At 41.9% G+C, this 15597-nt stretch carries 14 protein-coding genes and 2 pseudogenes; 5 read left to right on the forward strand and 11 right to left on the reverse strand.

The window, feature by feature from the left end; translation table 11 throughout:
* Positions 1 to 5 precede the first annotated feature (5 nt).
* Positions 6 to 347, reverse strand: coding sequence for a hypothetical protein (locus ACINWC323_RS08240; RefSeq protein ID WP_009512669.1), 342 nt, complete (start codon positions 345 to 347; stop codon positions 6 to 8).
* Between the two features lie 408 nt (positions 348 to 755).
* On the opposite strand from ACINWC323_RS08240, the gene ACINWC323_RS08235 reads away from it, so the two are divergent.
* On the forward strand, positions 756 to 1457 hold the full coding sequence (locus ACINWC323_RS08235; RefSeq protein WP_009512900.1) for an SDR family oxidoreductase: 702 nt from the start codon (positions 756 to 758) through the stop codon (positions 1455 to 1457).
* Between the two features lie 92 nt (positions 1458 to 1549).
* On the opposite strand, the pseudogene ACINWC323_RS08230 reads toward ACINWC323_RS08235, so the two are convergent.
* Both ACINWC323_RS08230 and ACINWC323_RS08225 read right to left on the reverse strand, forming a co-directional pair.
* Positions 1550 to 2427, reverse strand: a pseudogene (locus ACINWC323_RS08230) (LysR substrate-binding domain-containing protein).
* A 268-nt stretch (positions 2428 to 2695) separates the two neighbouring features.
* Positions 2696 to 3712 (reverse strand): helix-turn-helix domain-containing protein, encoded by a 1017-nt coding sequence (locus ACINWC323_RS08225; RefSeq protein ID WP_009512638.1) that lies wholly within the window; start codon positions 3710 to 3712, stop codon positions 2696 to 2698.
* Between the two features lie 128 nt (positions 3713 to 3840).
* On the opposite strand from ACINWC323_RS08225, the gene ACINWC323_RS08220 reads away from it, so the two are divergent.
* The 3 genes from ACINWC323_RS08220 to ACINWC323_RS08215 all read left to right on the forward strand — a co-directional run bounded on the left by ACINWC323_RS08220 (position 3841) and on the right by ACINWC323_RS08215 (position 7180).
* Entirely contained in the window at positions 3841 to 4539 is a 699-nt protein-coding gene (locus ACINWC323_RS08220) for an NAD(P)H-dependent oxidoreductase (RefSeq protein ID WP_009512596.1), read from the forward strand.
* Between the two features lie 250 nt (positions 4540 to 4789).
* Complete coding sequence (locus ACINWC323_RS20480) at positions 4790 to 4924, forward strand: hypothetical protein (RefSeq protein ID WP_283202002.1); 135 nt, start codon at positions 4790 to 4792, stop codon at positions 4922 to 4924.
* Between the two features lie 27 nt (positions 4925 to 4951).
* On the forward strand, positions 4952 to 7180 hold the full coding sequence (locus ACINWC323_RS08215) for a phosphocholine-specific phospholipase C (protein ID WP_009512878.1): 2229 nt from the start codon (positions 4952 to 4954) through the stop codon (positions 7178 to 7180).
* A gap of 106 nt (positions 7181 to 7286) precedes the next feature.
* Here the strand turns inward: ACINWC323_RS08215 and ACINWC323_RS08210 are convergent, their stop codons facing one another.
* The gene (locus ACINWC323_RS08210) at positions 7287 to 8033 is read right to left on the reverse strand and encodes an iron-containing redox enzyme family protein (RefSeq protein ID WP_009512776.1); all 747 of its coding nucleotides are present in this window, start codon (positions 8031 to 8033) and stop codon (positions 7287 to 7289) included.
* Positions 8034 to 8330: 297 nt separating this feature from the next.
* On the opposite strand from ACINWC323_RS08210, the gene ACINWC323_RS08205 reads away from it, so the two are divergent.
* A complete protein-coding gene (locus ACINWC323_RS08205; RefSeq protein WP_009512761.1) occupies positions 8331 to 9560 on the forward strand; it encodes a GGDEF domain-containing protein in 1230 nt (409 codons plus the stop codon).
* Positions 9561 to 9672: 112 nt separating this feature from the next.
* Here the strand turns inward: ACINWC323_RS08205 and aroC are convergent, their stop codons facing one another.
* The 7 genes and pseudogenes from aroC to ACINWC323_RS08170 all read right to left on the reverse strand — a co-directional run bounded on the left by aroC (position 9673) and on the right by ACINWC323_RS08170 (position 15480).
* Entirely contained in the window at positions 9673 to 10764 is a 1092-nt protein-coding gene (aroC, locus tag ACINWC323_RS08200; RefSeq protein ID WP_009512640.1) for a chorismate synthase, read from the reverse strand.
* A gap of 13 nt (positions 10765 to 10777) precedes the next feature.
* A complete protein-coding gene (prmB, locus tag ACINWC323_RS08195) occupies positions 10778 to 11788 on the reverse strand; it encodes a 50S ribosomal protein L3 N(5)-glutamine methyltransferase (protein WP_009512939.1) in 1011 nt (336 codons plus the stop codon).
* Between the two features lie 125 nt (positions 11789 to 11913).
* A pseudogene (locus ACINWC323_RS08190) lies at positions 11914 to 12669 on the reverse strand (pyridoxal-phosphate dependent enzyme); the annotation flags it as partial.
* A 212-nt stretch (positions 12670 to 12881) separates the two neighbouring features.
* Positions 12882 to 13580, reverse strand: coding sequence for a histidine phosphatase family protein (locus ACINWC323_RS08185; protein ID WP_009512676.1), 699 nt, complete (start codon positions 13578 to 13580; stop codon positions 12882 to 12884).
* A gap of 189 nt (positions 13581 to 13769) precedes the next feature.
* Positions 13770 to 14642: an MBL fold metallo-hydrolase gene (locus ACINWC323_RS08180; protein WP_009512540.1), complete on the reverse strand. Its 873-nt coding sequence runs from the start codon at positions 14640 to 14642 to the stop codon at positions 13770 to 13772.
* A 2-nt stretch (positions 14643 to 14644) separates the two neighbouring features.
* Positions 14645 to 15064 (reverse strand): DUF6691 family protein, encoded by a 420-nt coding sequence (locus ACINWC323_RS08175; RefSeq protein ID WP_009512850.1) that lies wholly within the window; start codon positions 15062 to 15064, stop codon positions 14645 to 14647.
* Positions 15064 to 15480 carry a YeeE/YedE family protein gene (locus ACINWC323_RS08170; protein WP_009512667.1) on the reverse strand — a complete coding sequence of 139 codons (417 nt, stop codon included), beginning with the start codon at positions 15478 to 15480 and terminating at the stop codon, positions 15064 to 15066. The genes ACINWC323_RS08175 and ACINWC323_RS08170 overlap by 1 nt, the downstream gene beginning before the upstream one ends.
* Between the last annotated feature and the right edge of the window lie 117 nt (positions 15481 to 15597).

The following is a 15597-nucleotide window of genomic DNA, read 5'->3' on the forward strand; positions in this document are numbered from 1 at the left end:
TGACTTCAGTGTGCTTTCATGTTTGCTTCTGTTAAATAAGCTTTCTTCGAAGTCTTGTTCCATAAACACAATTCTTGCCCTGTTTTGTTTTTCATATGGGCTTGAGGATATTTTCCTTCAATCAAGAGTGCCGAATATCCAACACGATCATCAAACAGCATGACATTGCTCACTGTCTTGGCATTTTTAAGTTGACTCGCTTTGATACAAGCCGCTTTTATTTCCTGATCATGTTTGCTCCATGCCTGCTCAGAACTTGCGAAAGTTATGCTGCTCATCACGGATGTACTTGCCACAAAACCTAAAATAGCAAGATATTTAAATAAGATACATTGTCTCAATGTCATGATTATTGTCCTAAAAATTTGAGTATTTAAATCTATACTGAAACAATCTCATGAGAGAATCTAGCAAGTTACACATGTTGTAACAGCACATATTCAGGATTACACATCGTTCTTATCTGCGTAACTTAAGCTTGTTTAAATGAAATACAATCCTATCGGCTTAGTATGAAAAATAATACCTAAAAATCTTTCTATACCTTTGATATAGCCCATTTAATTTAAACCTGTTTCGCTTGTTTTTTTAGGATATCCCTTTTTTAACTTGATTCGATTACGGATCAAGCCTGTAGATTTTCTACTGCCTTTAACCAAAATTTATCGTTTGCTCAGCACACTGTTGAACTTTAATATTATTTTAAAAGTTAGTTAATTCTTTCATATTCCGAATAACATAAAGAGGTAAAAATCATGACTGAGAAAGTCGCTATTGTTACGGCTGCAGGAAGTGGTATGGGCGCAGCTGTTGCAAAAAAACTAGCAGCAGAGGGATACAAAGTTGCAATCTTATCTTCATCAGACAAAGGTGAAATTCTCGCGAATCAACTGAATGGCTTAGGTATTACTGGATCTAATCAATCAATAGAAGATATTCAACGCCTGATTAATGAAACACTGGCTCGTTGGGGACGTATCGATGTTTTAGTCAACAGTGCTGGACATGGACCACGCAAAGGAATTTTAGAATTAACAGATCAAGATTGGCATGATGGTATAGATACTTATTTTCTCAATACTGTACGCCCTACCCGTTTAGTTATTCCGATCATGCAACAACAAAAACACGGCGTGATTGTAAATATTTCCAGTGCATGGACATTTGAGCCTAGTTCACTCTTTCCAACATCTGCCGTTGCCCGTTCTGGATTAGCAGCTTTTACGAAGATTTGTGCAGACACATATGCTGTTGATAATATTCGTATTAACAATGTTTTACCTGGATGGATTGATAGCCTGCCAAAAACAGATGAACGCGCTGACAGTGTTCCAATGAAACGATATGGTTCAACAGAAGAGATTGCCGCTACAGTAGCTTTTCTTGCATCTGATGGTGCGGCTTATATCACAGGACAAAATATCCGTGTAGATGGCGGCTTAACTCGCTCTGTATAGTGATTTTAAAAAAAATTTGAAGGGATAAATTACTTTCATATTATCCCTTTAAAATTAAAAGATATCTCATCATACTGATAAGTATAATTTTTCTATTTTTGCTCAGTCCCTAAATATTCTATACACCACTGCCAAACTTTATCGACTGTGCTATTCGAATGTGAGATTTTTTTCTGACCAGATAATAACTGGGCTCGACTGTTTTTATTTCTGAAATGACTTGTACGAGTTTTCCTGACTTAATATCAGCATCCACAAATGCTCGACATGCTAAAGCGATGCCTTGCCCTGTCAAAGCTGCATCTAATGCTAGCGTGGTTTGATTAAATACAGCTCCAGATAACTTCGCATGAGTATTCAGAAAATTCGACCAATGATCATGGGCATCGTGTAGCAATGGCATGCTTATCAACTGTTCAAGTTTCAGAGGAAGCGTTACATCCCTAACAAAATCAGGACTGGCTACAGCAATAAGCTCTTGATGAAACAATAATTGTGTTTCGAGATGTTCTGGAAATGATTTTTGGGTGAGCCTTATCGCGATATCAACTTGATCACGATCAAAGTCGGATACAGCCTCGGTTGCAAGTGTACATAAATTGATATCCGGTAGTACATCATGTAAATCACCTAATCGAGGAATCAATATTTTAGTCGCAAACGTTGGTGTCACACTTATAGTGACACGATCAGGCTGGTCTAATAATGATTCTGTTGATTCAGTAAGAATATCAAAGGCTCGAGTTATATCGACCAGATACTTTGTCCCTTCCTGAGTCAAAGACAGTCCCCGAGGAAGTCGCTGAAATAGAGTAACCTTTAGATGATCTTCCAATGCTCGAACTTGCTGAGCAATCGCACCTTGGGTAACCCCCAATTCATCAGCAGCAGCGCGAAAACTTAACTTTCTCCCCGCTGTTTCAAACGCGCGTAAGGCATTTAAAGATGGAAGTTTTCGACGAGATACCATAAATACATAAGAAAGTAGTTTTTCTACACTTTAATTTTTTAGCTCATTCTATACAAGCCATTAACTTATTTTTAACAAACAAGAGAGTTCTTAATTCCTTCGTTATAACTCTAATAAAAGTGGCAATCCCCTTCTTGTAATCTCATAGTCTTCGTATAGAAAAATCCTCTACCTTCTACCCGACAAATTTATAAACTAAGGTCGATAAGAGAGGTGGCCTTAGCCTTCTCTATACGATCTCAAACGCTTGTTATAACCTAAATGGAATTTAAAGCACTTTGTTTACTTCCCGATAGAACTTAGGTGTTACATTGGTCCAGCGTTTAAATGCACGTGAAAAATGAGAAATATCAGCGTAGCCCAAACGATCTGCCACCTCTTGAATGGAAAGCTTTGACTGTTTTAGTAAATACTCGGCCTGCTGTCTACGCACTTCAGCCAATAGCATCTGAAACGTTGTTTGCTGCTGTCCCAATTGCCGTTGTAATGATCTTTCTGAAATATGCAGTTTCCCTGCAACTTGTTTGATCGATAAAAAGCCCTCATGTTCATCATAAATTATGGCTTTAATCACAGCATCCAGACGATCCTTATCCATCCTTTTTTGTGCCAGTTTCTGTGCATCCTGCAGGCACTGTTGTCTGCTTAAACGTGCAAGCATGGCATCTGCAGTTTTGAGGGGTAAATATAAGTATTCTTGCTTAAAAGTCAGGTAATCCGCTTCAGCAGAAAACACTACGTTCAAGTTCTTGTCCGGATGGATTCTTTTATAAAAATCAGGCTGGTCTTGCTGAAATTTATAATCAATTTCCAGATTAACTTGAGCCAGATTTTGCAGAATTTGTCCAAATCCAAATATCAGAAAACAAGTGGCATGCTGATTTAATCGCTCCTGAGATAAAGGCTGCGCAAAATATAAATGCACCCTCTCTCCGTCAATCCTAAGCCGAGGTTTAAAAACGGCGCAATGTAAACCAATAAATTGCTCTAAAATCTCGATCGCATCGCCTAAGGTAGGTGCGGTGGTCGCCGCTATTCCTACATTGCCATAGCAAGACACCCGCATGTCTCGGGCAAGGTATAAACTAATTGCAGATTCCCGGGTTAATGTAGCTGCTTTCTCTAGCAAGTAATTGAAAACATTCAGGTCAACATACCAAAATGGCGCATCCAGTTTTTGGACCTTAATTCCTGTACCCGCCAGCATTTGCTGAGGTGAAACATTCCATTTTCCTACGACATCAACCAATAAGTTGACGTAGCTTCCGGGTAATTCTGGATTCATTCTTGTTCCGTGACTTAGGGATAAATTGGCGTGAAATGGTAAATATTGGCAGCTTATGAACTATGCCAGTTTTAAGCTTTTCGGCATAGTTCATTTATCTAAAATGTGTTTATGAATGTGACTTACCAATGAATATACTGATTGTTCATGCCCATCCAGAAAACTTATCGTTTACCGCAGCCTTAAAGAATAAAGCACAGGAAACATTTGAAAAACTCGGCCATCACGTTGAACTTTCTGACCTGTATGCCATGAATTTTAACCCTGTGGCTTCTCAAGATGATTTTGAAAGTTTAAACCAGCCTGATTACCTAAATTATGCCTTGGAGCAGCGTCATGCCTTCAAGCATCAGCAATTTTCACCGGATATCCAGACCGAACTTGAAAAAGTACAACGTGCAGACCTGCTGATATTGAGCTTTCCTTTGTACTGGACTTCCGTTCCCGCCATCTTAAAGGGCTGGATTGACCGTGTATTTGTATCAGGACTATTTTATGGCGGAAAACGCTTTTACAATCACGGCGGCATGCGTGGGAAAAAAGCCATGCTGTGCTTAACGCTGGGTGGTCGTGAGCATATGTTTGGTGAAAACACCATTCACGGGCCAATTGAACATTATCTGGCACCGATCCAGCGTGGGACATTGGCTTATGCCGGGTTTGAAGTATTACCGCCCTTTATCGCTTATCACGTACCCTATATCAGCAACGAAGCCCGACAAAAGCTGTTAATTGATTTTGAGCGCTATTTGTCTCATCTCGATGCGCTACAGCCGCTTGAGTTTCCAGTACTCGAAAATTTTGATGACAAGATGCATCCGCTTTAATTCAAAAACTCAGCTCTCTATGGACAGTCAAAGCAGTTGACTGTCCATAGAGAGCTAGCATTGATCAAATCCCTATCGCTTTAGATGGGTGAGTATTTTCCCCCATCTAAATTCACATGCTCCATCTTCTTTTCCTCATTCATATAGCGATGAAACGTCAAGGAATCTTCATCTAGATGACACTATGCTGTCATCAGCGCTGCCTAGAGTGTTGACATCTTTATTCTGGATGAAACAGATGTTAAAAAAAATGAAACGATGGCTCCCCTGCCTGGCTATTGTTCCCGTGCTATTGGCACTCACCGCCTGTAATGATTCAAATGACGATCAGGTTGCAGTGAAACCTGATGATGCCAAAAAACCTGTGATGCGCTGTGCACCATAACCATAAAGAACAATAAGAGGAAATCGCGTGATTAATCGCCGTCAATTTTTAGCAAACACACTTAAAACAGGTTTTGGTGCTGCCGCTTTAACCACTTTTCCAGCAAGTATTCAAAAAGCGCTAGCGATTCCAGCCAACAATAAAACTGGAACGATTCAGGACGTTGAGCATGTGGTGATCCTGATGCAGGAAAATCGCTCATTCGACCATTATTTTGGCACACTGAAAGGTGTTCGTGGCTTTGCTGATCGCCTCACCATTCCTTTGCCGAATGGTCGTACAGTTTGGCAGCAACAACGCAGTAATGGTGCACTGTTAACTCCATTCCATTTAGATGGCTCCAGCAATAATGCCCAACGTGCGCCCGGCACCCACCATACTTGGGTGGATAGCCAAAAAGCCTGGGACAATGGTCGTATGACTCACTGGCCAAGCTATAAAACGGACTATGCCATGGGATATTACAAGGAACAGGAAATTCCTTACCAATTTGCCTTGGCCAATGCGTTTACGATTTGTGATGCTTATCATTGTTCCATGCATACCGGTACAGATGCCAATCGTTCGTTCCATTTGACCGGAACCAATGGTGCAGTCCCAACCAGTACCGCATTTGTAAATAATGAATGGGACTGGATTGATGGTGATCCCAAAACGGTTGATGTCGGTTACACATGGAAAACCTATGCGGAACGACTCGAAGAAGCTGGCATCAACTGGATTTGTTATCAAAATATGCCTGATGAATGGGGTGATAACATGTTAGGTGCATTCCGCACCTTTAGAAAAGCCAATATTGATTCTGGCTATCCAGTTTCCAGTGGTGGCGCACCCAATCGTCCTTATAACAAGGCTGCACAAAAACTGCCGTACAAAGCCTATGATGCAACAACCGATAATGCCAACAATCCACTGTATAAAGGCATTGCCAATACCTTGCCGGGTAACTCCCCAGAAGAATTCTTAAATGCATTTAAAAATGACATCAAAACTGGCAGGTTGCCGCAGGTGTCTTGGATCAATGCCCCGTCCATTTATTGTGAACATCCAGGACCGTCGAGCCCAGTACAAGGCTCCTGGTTTATTCAAGAAATCTTAGATGCGTTAACAGCCGTGCCTGAAGTGTGGAGCAAAACCGTATTCCTGATCAATTTTGATGAAAATGATGGTTATTTTGACCACGTTCCCTCTCCCTCAGCACCGACATTGCAAGCGGATAACACGTATGCAGGTAAATCAACGCTAAGCCAGACCGATATGCGTCATGAATACTATGTGCATGATGCTCCACTGGGTAGTACTAGCCAACCTGAAAAAGACAAGGGGGTGTATGGGCCAGGTCCTCGTGTTCCCCTGTTTGTGATTTCACCCTGGAGTCGTGGGGGAATTGTGAACTCTCAAGTATTTGACCATACCTCGGTATTGATGTTTCTGGAAAAACGTTTTGGTGTTAAAGAAACCAATATCAGCCCGTATCGCCGGGCCATCTGTGGTGATCTCAGTTCCGCCTTTAACTTTAAAACCCCGAATGAAGAGGTGTTACCGCAACTCAACGGCAAACAAAGCAGAGAGCAAGCCGATCAACTCCGTGATGCACAACAAAAACTACCTAATGTACCTATTCCCAGCAATTTACAACTGCCGATTCAGGCCAGCGGTATTCGTCGTTCTAAAGCACTGCCTTATGAACTACATACCAGTGCACGTTGCCTGAACGATGGAACGGTCAAGCTGCTATTTTCAAATACAGGCAGCCAAGGTGCGGTCTTTCATGTCTACGACACATTAAATTTAAATCGGGTTCCGCGCCGCTACATTGTAGAAGCAGGTAAAAGTCTGGATGATGTTTGGAATGCGCAAAAAGACAATCAAGGTCGATATGATCTGTGGGTGCTGGGAACCAATGGCTTTCATCGACATTTCAAAGGTGACTTGAATTGTAATCAGGATTTACGCATCAATCCCGAAATTCGGGTTTGCTATGATATTGCCAATGGCAATGTCTATGTCGACCTGAATAATTCAGGAACGCAGGATATTGAACTGGTGATTAGCCCTGTGGCATATCGCACTGACCCTGCACTCAAAATCGCCGTAAAAGCAGGACAGAGCTCAACTCAACACTGGGACCTGGCTGATACCGGACACTGGTACGACTTCGCTGTAACCTGCGTACAGGAAGTCAAGTTCTATCGTCGCTTTGCGGGTCGAGTCGAAACAGGTGAAGATTCGGTCAGTGACCCTGCGATGGTTTAAGACTTTTCCTCGAAGCATGACTTTTATCTCCTCGGTTGCAGGCAAAACCGAGGAGGTTCCATTTCTGGATATCCATCATTTATAAAAACTGAATACTCAACAGCCTTTAATTCTTATGCTGTAACTTATAGCACTCATCCAAAGCCAGCTCATAATAGGCTAGACCTTCCTGAGCAGCCAGAAAAGCCTTTTGCTGCAGCACAGGGTCTTTATCGCATAGCCGTTTAATCAGTTCCATCGCTTCATAGGGATGCAAATCATCATAATGGGCATGCGCTCTCAGCCAAGCCAAAGAGCGCTTGTTGATATTGACTTCTGGATGTTGAGTATACGCCTGAATCCCTTTATAGACCTGAATGGTCCAGTCGCCTGTTGCCCATTCAATCGCAAGATTGGTTGCTGCAATACTTTCGGCCAGTGTCCCCCGGAAGTTAACATCCCACAAAAAGTGATTGACCGCGTTCATGGCCACAGGTGGCTTTACTTGATTCAACATCTCAACTGTCAGACCAAAGCCCCCCGCCCAGTCCTGATACCAGTTTAAATGCCGTTCTTCCACCTTAATATTCTGGATCAGCCAGTCTCGGGTTTCAGTCACTCCATCCAGTTCAAATGAGGTGGCCTTCGCCAATGATCCGGCCATATAGGACGGAAAATGGGCCACCAAAGGATAGAAATTCAATAAGGCCGAACGAAAACATTCCAGACTTAATGAGCCATTGGCCATATCCGTGAATAGTGGGTGTTTGCTTACTCGCTCTTTCGAAGGTAACAGGTCATCCCAGAACTGTTGCGCCCATTCGGAGTGAGGTGTGATTTCCAGTTTTGTTCCATATTGATTCATAGCAGTCATTGCGATGCATCCTATTTCGTATGACTTAATTCAATCATTGACCATGATCGATGCTTTTTTATAAATTGTAGCTCAATACCACCAAGATACAATCGATTGCCGTTTAATTTGTAACAGCTTTTTATTTCTTGAATCTAATTTAAGCTTGAATCATTATTTTAGGCAATGCTTATTATTTAAAAATTAATATTTTTTTATAATCTAATACACATTCCTTTTAAATCAGTGTAACGTAGTAAAAAAATAATCCCTATTTTGACATTTATAAGAACATTTTTGGGAGTGGTGAGAGATAAGATGAAGTTGAAAGCTTCCAATATATTGGGACAAGAACAAATCGACTTGTTAATTTCTCGCGGGCTAAATTTAGTTTGGTTTCCTAAAGAATTAGAAGTGATCTATCGTGATCAGTACAGAAATGAGGCTGCACATGAGTTCCGTTATCGCGCCCCTATTATTTTAGGTTTATATCTATTTCTAAGCTTCGGTATCTATCAGGTCCTACCGACAGACCTGCGGATCACCTGGATGGCAACCTATGGCTGGGTTGGGATCATTATTACCTTGGCATGGATGCTGTCTTTCCTGCCCATGATGAATAAATGGTTTGATCACTATGTCTGTATTGGTTCCATGGGCGCCGTGGCCATTTCGTTTACGATCATTAACGTACTCGAGCAAGGACAAAACAACGTTCTGTTCCATGCCGCCATGATGTATGCCGTGGTGATCATCTATGGTTTCGTCGGTATGCGCTTCTATACGGCGATTATTGCCGGCTGGGTCGGCGGTTTGATCGGGATTATTGCCAGTACCTGGCTCAGTGGTGCCATCGACTGGACCTTCCTGAACCGTACCTATACCTTCAGCAGTTTTCTGGGCATGGCACTCGCCTACGCCACCGATCGGCAACACCGTGAAAACTATCTGCAAAACTGCATGATTGAGCTCAACCGTTTAGAACTGATGCGACAGGCGCAGCAGCTTTCGATTCTGTCTCAACAGGATGCCTTAACAGGTCTGGCCAATCGCCGCTATCTGGATGAGGTGCTGGAGAATGAATGGAAACGCGCCACGCGACATGGATTACCAATCACTATCATGATGATCGATATCGATTTCTTTAAGCTCTATAACGATACGCTGGGGCATATCCAGGGTGATCAATGTTTACGGCGCATTGCGATCATGCTCGGCTCTATCGCCTCACGTAGTGGTGATCTTGCAGCGCGTTATGGTGGAGAAGAGTTCCTGCTACTGTTTGCCATGACGGATCGCGAGCAGGCACTGGTACAAGTCAAGCGATTGATGGAAATTATTAATAATATCGGGATTGCCCATCCCAAAAGTCAGGTTTCCAAATATGTGACCATCAGTGTGGGGGCTGCTACCATGATGCCAAAAATTGGAGATAGCCTGTCAGAGTTTATTGCGCAAGCGGATCATGCGTTATATATCGCGAAAAGTAATGGTCGCAATCAATATCATATTGCGTCAACTAATAATATAATTTCAGAAACTTTATAATGGATGTATATTATTAAATACAGGTTAAATTACTTTAATTTTAAACTGAATGATAATGAGACGTAAGCCACACATATAATAAATTATTTGTGTGGCTTAATCTTTTTTTATATTAAGGTTCGATGGGTTTAAATGGAGCAACCACATCGGCATTTTGAGCTCGATGTCTTAAAAAGTGATCCATTAATACAATCGCCAGCATCGCTTCAGCAATCGGCGTTGCACGCACACCCACACACGGATCATGACGACCTTTGGTCAATACATCGGTATTTTCACGATCAATGGTAATGGTTTTACCTGGCGTGGTAATACTTGCAGTCGGCTTTAATGCAATCGCAACACGGATGGTCTGCCCACTGGAAATTCCCCCCAAGATACCGCCAGCATGATTGGCAAGGAAACCGTCTGTGGTCAGCTCATCACGGGTTTCATGACCAAACTGCCCGGCAACTGCAAAGCCGTCACCAATCTCAACACCTTTAACCGCATTGATACTCATCATGGCATGAGCAATATCTGCATCTAAACGATCAAATACGGGTTCGCCCCAACCCACAGGTACTTTTTCAGCAACGATTTCAAGTTTGGCACCACAACTGGTGCCTTGCTCACGTAAAGCAGTGACCAGCTGCTCAAAACGCGGAACGGCATCTACATCACCACAGAAGAACGGATTATTTGATACTTCCGCCCAATCCAGTTTTTCTGCAACTTCATTACCAATTTGTGTGACATGTCCACGAATATCAATACCAAACTTTTCAGCAAGATATTTCTTGGCAATCGCACCCGCAGCAACACGCATGGCAGTTTCACGCGCACTTGAACGACCACCGCCACGATAGTCACGGAAGCCGTATTTTTGCGTATAGGTATAGTCCGCATGGCCCGGACGGAATGTTTGGGCAATATTGCCGTAATCTTTGGATTTCTGATCGGTGTTCCGGATCAACAAACCGATCGATGTGCCTGTGGTTTTACCTTCAAACACACCCGAGATAATCTCGACCTGATCCGGTTCTTTTCGTTGCGTCGCAAACTTTGACGTTCCCGGTTTACGGCGATCAAGATCTTTTTGCAAATCGGCTTCACAAAGCTCAAGACCAGGTGGCACCCCATCGACAATTGCCATCAAGCCAACACCATGTGACTCACCACAGGTTGTTACTCGAAACAGTTGCCCAATACTATTCCCTGCCATGTTTTATCGCCTCTTAATTTTGAACGGATTGCTGAAATAATTCTTTATAACGACGGCATTGTTCAGCAGTTAATGCAAAAATACCAGAACCACCTTTCTGGAAAGTCAGCCAATGGAAGTCAACGGTGTTGAAGTTCTGGCGCATTGCCCATTCAGAATTACCCACTTCAATCACGATCAAGCCATCTTCTGTTAGATAATCTGCCGCTTGAGCCAACATTTTACGAACCAGATCCAGACCATCCTGACCCGCAGCAAGCGCGAGCTCAGGCTCATGCAAGAACTCTTCCGGCAAATCAGCCATATCTTCGGCATCGACATATGGCGGATTGCTCACGATCAGGTCATATTGATTTTCAGCAGGAATCTTCGAGAACAAATCTGATTCAAGCAAAGCCACCTGATATTGCTTATCGTGATGCTCGGTATTAATTGAAGCTACTTCCAACGCTTCTTTGGAGATATCTGTTGCATCCACTTCAGCATCCGGATAAGCATAAGCCAAGGCAATCGCGATACAACCTGAACCCGTACACATATCCAGAATACGTTGCGGTGTTTTTGGATTATTATTTTCAGGTAAGTTGTTTAACGCTTCCAGCATACGACCATTCTCATCAAGGCAGTATGGTGCAAAACGCTGCTCAATCAACTCGGCAATGGGTGAACGTGGAATCAGCACGCGCTCATCGACATAAAATGGCTTATTGAAGAAATACGCCAGGTTTAATAAATATGAGGTTGGAATACGGTCATTGATACGACGTTCTAATAAGCTCAGGAATTCCGCTTTTTCACTTGGCAGTAACTTCGCATCAAGAATCTCAGCATCCGCTTTCCACTCAAGTGACAATGTTTGTAGTACCAATGCAGCACTCTCGGCAAAATAGTCCTGAGTGCCTTGACCTAAGTGTGCGTCATATTGACGCATTGCAGTTACCCCAAAACGGATAAAATCTCGAATGGTTACTAGGTTTTCAGCCGCTTCTTGTAAATGTTCAGGGCTGATTGTCGGTCGCTCCACTTAGGCGTCTCCAAAAGTGCTAATTGCAAAACGCTTTATTCTAACGGGATTAAGATTGATTTAACAATAAAAAAACCGCCTCTCTACAAGAAGCGGCCTATTAACATGAGATATTCAGTCAGAACTTATAGGCCTAGCTTTTCTGCCACATAGTCCGAGTCTTTATCACCACGACCTGAAAGATTGACCACGATCTTGATGTTCTTCTCCATTTTAGGGGCTTCACGTAAAGCCCATGCCACGGCATGTGAACTTTCCAGTGCCGGTACAATCCCTTCCACCCGTGAAAGTGTCATAAATGCATCAAGACATTCTTGATCCGTCGCCGTTTCATAGTTCACACGGCCCAGCTCTTTCAGGTAACTATGTTGTGGCCCGACACCTGGATAATCCAGTCCCGATGCAATCGAATGTACTGGTAAGGGTTCACCGTGCTCATCTTCCAGTACATAACATGCCATACCATGAATCTGCCCCGGCTTGCCCAAGGTCAGCGTTGCAGAGTGCTTATCAGTATCCAGCCCATGACCTGCTGGCTCTACACCCACCAGTTTGACATCAGTTTCGTTTAAAAATGCAGTAAATGCACCAATCGCATTTGAGCCACCACCGACGCAAGCCACCACATAATCAGGATTCTGACCAAAATGCGCATTGGATTGTTGTTTGATTTCCTTGCCAATAATTGACTGGAAGTCACGTACCATTTTAGGAAACGGGTGTGGACCCACCACTGAACCAATCGCATAGATATAGTTTTTCGAATCTTTTAAATACTCTTCAAAGGCACTATCAACTGCATCTTTTAAAGTGGCTGTACCTTGACTGACCGAAACCAGTTTTGTACCCGGAATCTTCATCTTTACGACATTGGGATGCTGTATGAATATACTGGATCGTATGGCTAGCTGTTATCAAATCATTTTTAATGCCATTATTGATTTTTATATTACTGTAATATGCATACATTAGACCAAAACTAATCTAGGGACTAAATTTATTAATATCACATTGACCATAACCTTAAGTCACTTCTATTGCTTCTGATGATGATTAGCTTAAATACAAAATCAATATGATACCCAGCTCTTGTTTAGAGCCAGGTTAACAAGTCCGGATTTTTTGATTTAATAAATTGATGTTCATTCATGCTGATGAGCTGAAGTTGGCCATTATTCAGTTTTAATGTAGTCACGCTCGTATTGGCAATCGACCAGCTGAGTGCAAAAGTACGTTGCACGCTTAGTTCAAGTAGTTTTCCGATAATCACGGAAATTACACCACCAGACGTATATACGATCGCTTCTTTAGGCTGCTGTTCAGCTAATTCTATACATAAATTCTGTAAAGCCTGATCTACTCTGGTTTTAAAAATAGGCCATGATTCATCGTATTCATGATGAAACGCTTCATCAGCCCAGCGCTCAATCGCCTTATCAAAGATTTGTGCCAGATAAGCTCTAGGGTCGACCTCTTTAAAGATATCCTGCTTTAATACTTCTGGCTGGGAAAATCTCGGTTCATACAATGAAAAGACCTGCTGATGATTAAACTCATTCCATAAACCATCTGTTTTATACAACGCTTCAGGAAAACACTCGCGCAAAGAGATTTGTGTGGTTTGCTGGTGACGTTTCATACTGCCTGAGACGATAAAAGGCTGTTCAGTAAAAATATTCTTAAAATATTGACCCAAAAGTTTGGCTTGTGCTTCACCATTTTCTGACAGCTCATCATAATTAGTTTTGCCAAATGAAGCCTGGCCATGTCTGACTAAATAGATGATGGTCATTTTTATATCCTAACTGCTACGAGTTCCAAAATAAGAGCTAGTTTTAACATAGCCCTTTCATAAAGTACAAAATTTTTGTTTTGATTTTTATTGACGATTGCTTGTGCTGCTTTTTAAATCTTTATATTTACTTAGGCTATTTTGAGTCTAAATATCAAGGTGGCAATACTTTGCCACAGTTTCAATGCATCAGGATTTGAAATAATTTAAAGGAAGTTTTAAATAACGAATTCCATTGGCTTCTGGTTCAGGAAAACGCCCTGCATCCATGTTGATCTGAATCGCAGGCAAAATTAGCTTGGGCATCGATAAAGTTGCATCACGCTCCTGCCGCTTACGCACAAACTCCTGTTTCCGGGTGTTGGCATTTAAATGAATATTGGACTGTTTTTGTGCTTGAATGCTGGTTTCGCAAATATATTCTTCGCGCCCTTCTGGTTTATAGTCATGACAAAGAAAAACCCGGGTCTGTTCAGGTAATTGATAAAGTTTTTGTATCGAATCAAATAACTGGTCTGCACTGCCTTTAGGGAAATCACAGCGTGCTGTACCATAATCAGGCATAAACAGGGTATCACCGATAAAAACGGTATCCCCTATCACATAGCTCAAGCATGCCGGGGTATGACCTGGCGTTGGAATATTGTATGCCTCTAACTGCCCAATCTTGAAAGATTCATTATCCTTAAATAGATGATCAAATATTTGTTGGGAATTAAAATGCTTTATATCAAGATGATAGATCGCACTGAAAGTTTCCTGAACCACTGCAATTTTCTCACTCATGGCAATCTTTCCGCCAAGTTGTGACTTTAAATATTGCGAAGCGGTTAAATGGTCCGCATGTACGTGCGTTTCCAGAATCCATTGTACTTGAAGCGCATGATGCCGAATGTAAGCAATGATTTCATCCGCATGTGTAGTGGAAGTTGTCGCAGAAGCTGCATCATAATCCAGTACACTATCGATAATTGCACAATGGAGAGTTTCTGGATCAGTCACAACATAGCTAAAAGTATGACTATCGTTATCAAAAAAAGCTTTTACTAATGGATTTGACATTGCTACTCTCCTCGCGATTTAGCCCAAAGATGATGAATAAACATACCGATTAACATGGCAATAATGAAATACCAGATTTGGGTATAACCCAGTCCGATCAAGGTAATCGCGGGTGCCGGGCAGATCCCTGCAATTCCCCAGCCGATTCCAAATAGTACAGCGCCGACAATAAGCTTTTTATCAATCTGGCGATTTTGAGGTAAGACGATGGTTTCACCCGAGATCGTTCTAGGATGACGGATTGCTTTTTGAAAAGGAATGAATGCCACAGCAATTGCACCAATCATTACAAACATTAAACTGATATCCCAATCACCAAAGATATCTAAAAAACTTAATACTTTTGCTGGATTAGACATGCCGGAAATAATCAAACCTAATGCAAATATACTGCCAAAGATAAAGGCAAATAAGTTTTTCATTATATTGCTCCGAATAGATGGCGTAAGACATAAACGGTTAACATTCCTGCCAACATAAAGGTCATAGTTGCAATCATTGAACGCAGAGATAAACGGCTAATTCCACAAATTCCATGACCGCTGGTACAACCAGAACCTAAACGTGTACCAAAGCCCACCAGTAAACCTGCTACCATCAACACAACCGGAGAAGAATTCAAATCAATCTGTGGTTTTAAGAATAGTTGATAAATGAAAGGCGTACCCATGAGTCCCAGTAAAAACCAGAAAGCAGAACTTCCGACAAAGGATTGAGGGTGTAAAATTTGTGAAATTAAACCACTGATGCCAGCAACTCGACCATTTACATATAAATAGCCAACAACAGCCAGACCAATAAGGGCCCCACCGAGGAGCGCTAGGATAATGCCAGACATGTGTCACCATAAAATCATTATATATTTTTATAATATATTATTTATGAAATTAATTAAAGCAATTAATTTACTTTATAAAAAAAGGCTTAACTACTTTAAGTAATCAAGCCTTTTAAT

This window comes from Acinetobacter sp. WC-323 (assembly GCF_000314615.1).
GTDB classification, from domain to species: Bacteria; Pseudomonadota; Gammaproteobacteria; order Pseudomonadales; family Moraxellaceae; genus Acinetobacter; species Acinetobacter courvalinii.